We start from the raw sequence: 6,610 nt of genomic DNA, 5'->3' as shown, positions 1-6,610 counted from the left end.
GACAGCCCCAGCACCCCCGGCGACCCCGGAGCTCCGGGCAGCCCCCGCCGGAGTCCGCACCTCCACGATCCGCGAGGACCGCCGCACCTCGAACCCGATCGACTCGTACAACCGGATCGCGTTCACATTGCCGGCGGCGGCATGCAGGAACGGCGTCTCCCCCCGCTCCCGGATCCCGGCCGCGACGGCGCGGATCAGCCGGGTCGCGAGACCCCTCCCCCGATACGCGGGATCGGTGCACACCGCGCTGATCTCCGTCCACCCGGGCGGCCTCAGCCGCTCCCCGGCGAGCGCGACCAACCGCCCCTCACGCCGGACACCGAGGTACGTCCCGAGCAGGATCGTCCGCTTCAGATACGGCCCCGGCCGGGTCCGGCCGACGAGGTCCAGGATCTCCGGCACGTCGTCCGCCCCGAGCCGCACCGCCTCGGGATCGGGCTCGGCGCGCAGCGAGGTGTCGACGAGCTGCACGCCGTACCCCGCCCGGATCAGCTCCCACCCGTCGGGAACGGCGTCAACGGGCTTGATGCGTACGGCTGTTGCGGGCCCCACCAGCCGGTGCAGGTCGGTCCACGCGGCCGGGTCGGCGGGGTCGTCGAGCGCGGCGAAGGCGTAGACGTCGGCAGGGTAGCGGGCGGCCCGGCCGAGGCGTTCGGCGAGGTGGGCGTGGGGGCCGTCGAGGGCGGTCCAGACGGCGTTGTCGAGCGGGTGGGCCGCGGTGGCGACCGGGGCTCCGCCTCCGCGGGGGTCGTCCGGGTGGGTCACGGAGGCGAAGTCCTTTCGCTCAAGGGTGGTTGATGGTGTGTCAGGAGCTGGTGAGGGGCAGGCCGGGCGGGTTGATCTCGGACGTGGTGACGGCCTCGTTCGCGAGGTTCCAGGAGTCCAGCCACTTGGCGTACTGGCCGTTGTCGATGAGGTGGTTGATGGCGTCGGCGACCGGCTTGACGAGTCCGCTGTCCTTCTTGACGGTCGCCGCGATGAGGCCCTGGAGGGTCTCGCCGGCGCCGGAGTAGGTGCCCGCGATGGCGGTCGGCGAGGGGGACTTGGCGGTCTGGGTGACGTGGTAGGACAGGCTCGGGTTGGGGCCGAGGTAGGCGTCGATCTTGCCGCTGTTCAGGGCGAGATAGGTGCTGTTGCCGTCCTGGAAGTACTTGATGGTGAGGTTCTTTCCCTCGGCCTTGAGCTTCTTCTGCCATTCCAGGAGCAGGCGTTCCTGGTTGGTGCCGGCGCCGACGGAAACGGTCTTTCCGGCGAGGCTCCGGTAAGTGCCGTCGAACGTCCAGGAGTTGGACTTGAGCTTCTCGAAGCCGAGGTTGTCCTGCCGGTAGGAGGCGAAGTCGTACTTCTGCTTGCGCTCCTCGGTGTCGGTGATGTTCGAGAAGCCGATGTCGACCTTGCCGCTGTCGATGCCGACGAAGAGGTTCTCCCAAGTGAACCGCTTGTTCTCGGACTTGAGGCCGAGGACGGCGGCGACGAGGCGGGCGAGGTCGGGTTCGGCGCCGGTGAGGGTCTTCTGGTCGTCGCCGATGTAGCCGAGCGGCGCGGAGCCGGAGGGCAGTGAGCCGCTGCCGATGACGAGGGTGCCGCGCCTGCGGATCGCCTCGGGGACCTCGGCGCTGATCGACTTCACCTCGGAGACCTTCAACGTGGCTTCTTTCGCGGCCCCGTTGGAGACGCGGCCGATGGTCACAGAGCCGGCGGTGTCGGTGGCGGCCACGCTGTCCCCGCCGCAGGCGGCGAGCCCGCCGGCGAGGGTGACGACGGCGGCCGTCGCGGTGATGCCTCGGATCAGGGCACGTCGGGAAAGGGGCGCGGGCATGGCTGTCCTTAGGGGTTCGTGGGTCGTACGGGGGATCAACGGGGGTGAATTCGCAGGCCCTTGACCGAGGCGGCCTCAGCTCGGGCAGCCCGGGCTCAGGGACCTCGACTCAAGTAGCCCCGGTTCAGAGGACCTTCGCGAGGAAGTCGCGCGTCCTCTCGTGCCGCGGCCGGTCCAGCACCTGTTCCGGCGGCCCCTGTTCGACGATCTTCCCGGCGTCCAGGAACACCACCCGGTCGGCGACCTCGCGGGCGAAGCCGATCTCGTGCGTGACGATGAGGAGGGTCGTGCCGCTGGTCGCCAAGTCCTTGATGACGGCGAGGACTTCGCCCACCAGCTCGGGGTCGAGCGCGGAGGTCGGCTCGTCGAAGAGGATGACGCCGGGCCGCAGCGCGAGGGCGCGGGCGATGGCGACGCGCTGCTGCTGGCCGCCGGACAACTGCCGTGGATAGGCGGCCGACTTGTCGGCGAGGCCGACGCGGCCCAGGAGTTCGCGGGCGAGTTCCTGCGCGGCGGGCCTGGCGAGCCGGCCGGTGGCGACGGGTGCGGCGGCGACGTTGTCCAGCACGGTGAGGTGCGGGAAGAGGTTGAAGTTCTGGAAGACGAACCCGATCCCGGCGCGCTGGGTGAGGATGGCGCGTTCGCTCAACTCCCGTAGCCGGTGGCCGTGTCGGCGTACGCCGATGAGTTCGCCGTTGACGCTGGCGTACCCGCGTTCGGGTTTCTCCAGGTGGTTGATGACGCGCAGGAGCGTCGACTTGCCGGAGCCGGACGGGCCGAGCAGCGCGGTGACTTCGCCGGGGCGGACGGTCAGGTCGATGCCGTCGAGGACCTGGTGGGTGCCGAACCACTTGTGGACGCCGTGGAGTTCGACGGCGGCGGGCGCGGCGACAGTGGTGGCGGGCTCGGCGACGGTGGTTGCGGTGGCGCTCATACGGCGGCCTCCTTGCGCAGGCGCTCCCTGAACTGGCCGATGGCGGCGCGCAGTTGCTGGAGCGGGGTGGGTGGCAGCGTGCGGGTGGCGCCGCGCGCGTAGTACCGCTCGACGGAGAACTGGACGACCGAGACGAGGCTCGTGAGGATCAGGTACCAGGCGGTGACGACGAGCAGCAGCGGGACGACGTCGCCGGGGTAGGTGGAGCCCATGGTCTGGGCGGCGCCGAAGAGGTCGAGGAGGGAGACGTAGAAGACCAGCGAGGTGGCTTTGACCAGGCCGATCAGCTGGTTGACGTAGTTCGGCACGATCGAGCGCAGGGCCTGCGGGAAGACCACCCGGCGGAACTGGTAGCCCTGGGGGAGGCCGAGGGCAGCGGCGGCCTCGTGCTGGCCCTGGTCGACGGAAAGGATGCCGCCCCGGACGACCTCGGCGGCGTACGCGGCCTCATGCAGGCTGAGTCCGACGACGGCGATGACCATGTCGGTGGCGAGGCGCGACTCGTCGAAGGTGAAGAAGGCGGGGCCGAAGGGGACGCCGATGCTCAACGTCCGGTACAGGGCGCTGAAGTTGTACAGGAACAGCAGGATCACGATGAGCGGCACCGAGCGGAACGCCCAGACGTAGGCCCAGCTGACGGCTCGCAGCACCGGGCTCTTCGAGAGCCGGGCGAGGGCCAGCAGGATGCCGCCGAGGAGGCCCAACGCGGCGCTGTAGGCGGTGACTTCGAGGGTGACGAGGAGTCCGTCGAGGATGGTCGGGCGCAGGAACCAGTAGCCGAAGCGGTCCCACTGGTAGAAGGGGTTGGTGACCAGTCCGTGGACGAACTGGGCGGACAGGACGAGGACGATCGCGGTGGCGATCCAGCGTCCGGGGCGGCGCAGCGGCTGAACTCGCTGTGCTGTGAGGGTTTTTGACGGTGCGTCGGGTGGCGGTGTCGTGGCGAGGGACACGGCGCCCGGTGATTCGCTCATGAGGGGCTCCGGCGGGAGGCGGGCTACCCCGGGGTCACGGGCCATGGGCGCGCGGCTCCGGTGGGAGCGGGCGCGCGACAGGTGCGTACGGGACCGGGGTCGAGGGCGGCGGGCGGCGCACCGCGAGTGCGGTGGCCGGCGAGGGCGCTGCGGTCGGGACTGGCCTGGAGGTCAGACCCGACAGCGGGCACGGCCCGGTGCGGTACACAGTGCGCTGCTGACGCGCAGGAGGTCGACGGCGCGGTTCGCGACGAGGTGGCTGAGGTACGGGCGTACGCAGCCCGGGGAGCGGCGGGGCGCCGTCCTGGGAGCTGCGTACATGTCGTCCTCTGCTTCTGCTTCGTGCGGCGGCCGGGGTGGCCGTCGGTGAGGTGCGGCGCGGAGTCGGAAGACCGTTCTGGGCCGCAGTTAAGCCAGTTGCGCGGACCGTTGTCAACGGCCGTCCATGCTTCGGACCGGATCAGCCCTGGTGGGGCCGGTCTCCGTCGGTCCTGTGCGCCGCCCAGTCCAGGATCTGGACAGCGGAGCCGGCGGCTTCGAGGCCCTGGCAGCGGGCGCGGTGGCGGCGGTCGATGCCGTCGAGGTCGAGGTGGGTGCCGAAGGCGGGGTGGGCGGTGAGGCGGCGGGCGTGGGCCCACAGGGCGTGGTGGGCGGCGATCCGCTGGACGGCTCCGGCGTCGAGGTGGTGGCGGTGCACGGTGTCGAGCTGGACGAGGGTGACCCACAGGTCGACGTCGGCGGCGGTGATCTGATCGCCCGTCACATACGGTCCGGCGCCGAGGTGTTGCTCCAGGGCGCCGAGCGCGTCGAGGAGGGTGCCGAGTGCGCTTCCCGGCTCCAACGCGTCCGCCTCACCGGCGAGTTGGGCCGCGCGCTCGGTCTCGGCGCACAGCCGTACGACCGTCTCGATCTCCTGCTCGGTGCCGCACGGGTGCAGCGCGGGCCTGCCGCCGCCGAAGTGCCGGGCGAGGTCGCGGGCGATGTCCGGGCCGTGGGTGGAGACGATGCGGCCGGACCAGTCGTCGCTCAGCACGGGGGCGAGGGCCGGGCCCCGGTAGTGGTGCGCGCTCGCGTCGTACAGCGGGCGCAGGCTCGTGTGGCCGCCGTCGGGACAGTCGGGGACGGCGGGCAGGCGGGTGACCGGACACGCCTCGTCCAGGCGCAGCAGGCTGTGGGTGACGGCGATGCGCAGGCCGTCGGGGTCGGCGGTGGAGAGGTGGAGGCGGTAGCGGCGCGGCACGGCGTAGTGGCCGCTGCGGGCGTCGCGGCCGATGCGGCCCCGGAAGGCGGGGGCCGGGCGGTCGTACGCGTGGGCGGCCGGCGGTGCGATGGACATGGGTCTCCCCGGGGGCGGGCGCGCGACGACGGGCGCGCGGTTGCGGCGGCTGAGGGGCGGGGCGCGAGACGGCGCTCGGGTCAGCGCTGTGCGCTGCATACGCGCAGCAGGTCGATGTGGCGGCGGGAGGTGAGGAGGGGCGACGTCCAGGCCGTGCGGTTCGTGCGGCAGACGGTCGGCTCCAGGCGCCCCATGATTCCCTACCTGTTCACTAGGATTCCCGGTTCGAGTGTCGATCGAGGCCCTGGGTGCGTCAAGGGGGTGTCCGAGGGGTGAGTATCCGAGAACGGTGTTCTTGGTGGCGGACATGACGGTCTCGTTTTCGGGGGAGCGGAATTCGGTAGGGGGAACGGGCTCGCTTTTCACCTGCGAGGAGTAGCGTTCTGCTCATGAGTGCCGTCCCCGTAGAACCGGCCGAGAGCCCGGAGCCCGCCTGGCGGCAGCGTGCCGTCGAGCGGTCCACCAGGGCCGCGAAGCTTCGCGCGGAGCAGCGCGTGCAGCGATTCCTCGACGCCGCGCAGGAGTTGATCGCCGGCAAGGGCACCACCGACTTCACCGTGCAGGAGGTCGTGGAGCGTTCGCGTCAGTCGCTGCGCAGTTTCTATCAACACTTCGACGGCAAGCACGAGTTGCTGCTCGCCCTCTTCGAGGACGCGCTGTCGAGGTCGGCCGGGGAGATCCGGGAGGCCGCCGCGGCCGGCCGGGACCCCCTGGAGAAACTGCGGATCGCGGTCGAGCTCCTCTACCGCTGCTCCGAGCCCAGGCCCGGCGCGCAGTCGCCTCTGTTCACCGACTTCGCGATCCAGCTCCTGGTCACCCACCCCGACCAGGTCGCCACCGCGCACCTCCCCCTGCTCGGCTTCTTCACCGAGCTGGTCGAGGAGGCCGTCGCCGCGGGGCAGGCCACGGCGCCCAAGCCTCGCCTGGTCGCCTCCCTCATCATGCAGACGGCCATGTTCACGGCCCGCGCACCCGCGGCTCCCGTCGGCGCGCAGCCCTCGCCCATCTCGGCGGAGGAGGTCTGGGCGTTCTGCGTGGGCGGCATCACGGGCGCTCCCGCCGCCGCCCCGGCCAAGAAGACAACTCCGGCCCGCAAGGGGGCTTCCCGGGCTACGACCGCAAAGTCCCCGGCGACCGCCAAGTCCCGGGCGGCCTCGAAGTCCTCGACAGCCACGAAGTCCACGGCGGGCCGGGCCGCCAAGTCCGCGTCCCGCAAGCCGGCTTCAGAACCGGCGACCCACGAATCCGCCTGACCGCGAGCGGTCCGGAACCCCCGTACACACAGTGTGCGGGGGTTTTCGCCGCGCGCCCCGGCGTCCCCGCTCCAGCATGATCCCGCGACGACGGAGAAGCGGACCTGTGACGCCGAAGGCGCCTGCGCCGAGGGCGAGTTGGACGCGGCCGACGGCATCGAGGCAGACCGCTCACACCCCCGCCTGGCGGCACCGCTCCCCGGGCACCCCCTGACGACCGCCGCGCACGGTGCCATGCGGGGACGGCCCTCAGGGGCGGCCAGGGTGGCGCCGTGGGGGGGACGACTCTCAGGG

Annotated in this window: 7 protein-coding genes; 1 reads left to right on the top strand and 6 read right to left on the bottom strand. The window is 71.7% G+C overall.

Annotated features, from left to right (window positions below):
* From AOK24_RS20550 to AOK24_RS52505, 6 genes are all read right to left on the bottom strand, one after another.
* Nucleotides 1–765, bottom strand: a 765-nt coding sequence (locus AOK24_RS20550) for a GNAT family N-acetyltransferase (protein WP_055721527.1), incomplete at its 3' end; no start/stop codon positions are given.
* Between the two features lie 40 nt (nucleotides 766–805).
* On the bottom strand, nucleotides 806–1,819 hold the full coding sequence (locus tag AOK24_RS20545) for an ABC transporter substrate-binding protein (RefSeq protein ID WP_055721526.1): 1,014 nt from the start codon (nucleotides 1,817–1,819) through the stop codon (nucleotides 806–808).
* A gap of 124 nt (nucleotides 1,820–1,943) precedes the next feature.
* Nucleotides 1,944–2,753 carry an amino acid ABC transporter ATP-binding protein gene (locus AOK24_RS20540; RefSeq protein WP_055721525.1) on the bottom strand — a complete coding sequence of 270 codons (810 nt, stop codon included), beginning with the start codon at nucleotides 2,751–2,753 and terminating at the stop codon, nucleotides 1,944–1,946.
* Entirely contained in the window at nucleotides 2,750–3,727 is a 978-nt protein-coding gene (locus AOK24_RS20535) for an amino acid ABC transporter permease (protein WP_055721524.1), read from the bottom strand. Before AOK24_RS20535 ends, AOK24_RS20540 begins: the two co-directional genes overlap by 4 nt.
* Before the next feature lie 460 nt (nucleotides 3,728–4,187).
* Nucleotides 4,188–5,063 carry a glutathione S-transferase C-terminal domain-containing protein gene (locus AOK24_RS20530; RefSeq protein WP_055721523.1) on the bottom strand — a complete coding sequence of 292 codons (876 nt, stop codon included), beginning with the start codon at nucleotides 5,061–5,063 and terminating at the stop codon, nucleotides 4,188–4,190.
* A gap of 80 nt (nucleotides 5,064–5,143) precedes the next feature.
* Entirely contained in the window at nucleotides 5,144–5,257 is a 114-nt protein-coding gene (locus AOK24_RS52505) for a putative leader peptide (protein ID WP_316685691.1), read from the bottom strand.
* A gap of 195 nt (nucleotides 5,258–5,452) precedes the next feature.
* Between AOK24_RS52505 and AOK24_RS20525 the strand changes: the two genes are divergently transcribed.
* Complete coding sequence (locus AOK24_RS20525) at nucleotides 5,453–6,316, top strand: TetR/AcrR family transcriptional regulator (RefSeq protein WP_055721522.1); 864 nt, start codon at nucleotides 5,453–5,455, stop codon at nucleotides 6,314–6,316.
* The last annotated feature ends 294 nt before the right edge of the window (nucleotides 6,317–6,610 follow it).

Origin of the sequence: Streptomyces niveiscabiei, from assembly GCF_001419795.1 — a bacterium.
Lineage (GTDB): Bacteria > Actinomycetota > Actinomycetes > Streptomycetales > Streptomycetaceae > Streptomyces > Streptomyces niveiscabiei.
This window is presented reverse-complemented; position numbering and strand designations above follow the sequence as displayed.

Excerpts from the sequence above, each read along its gene's own strand:
- AOK24_RS20535 (WP_055721524.1), bottom strand. The coding sequence starts at position 3,727 with ATGAGCGAATCACCGGGCGCCGTGTCCCTCGCCACGACACCGCCACCC.
- AOK24_RS20545 (WP_055721526.1), bottom strand. The coding sequence starts at position 1,819 with ATGCCCGCGCCCCTTTCCCGACGTGCCCTGATCCGAGGCATCACCGCG.
- AOK24_RS52505 (WP_316685691.1), bottom strand. The coding sequence starts at position 5,257 with ATGGGGCGCCTGGAGCCGACCGTCTGCCGCACGAACCGCACGGCCTGG.
- AOK24_RS20530 (WP_055721523.1), bottom strand. The coding sequence starts at position 5,063 with ATGTCCATCGCACCGCCGGCCGCCCACGCGTACGACCGCCCGGCCCCC.
- AOK24_RS20525 (WP_055721522.1), top strand. The coding sequence starts at position 5,453 with ATGAGTGCCGTCCCCGTAGAACCGGCCGAGAGCCCGGAGCCCGCCTGG.
- AOK24_RS20540 (WP_055721525.1), bottom strand. The coding sequence starts at position 2,753 with ATGAGCGCCACCGCAACCACCGTCGCCGAGCCCGCCACCACTGTCGCC.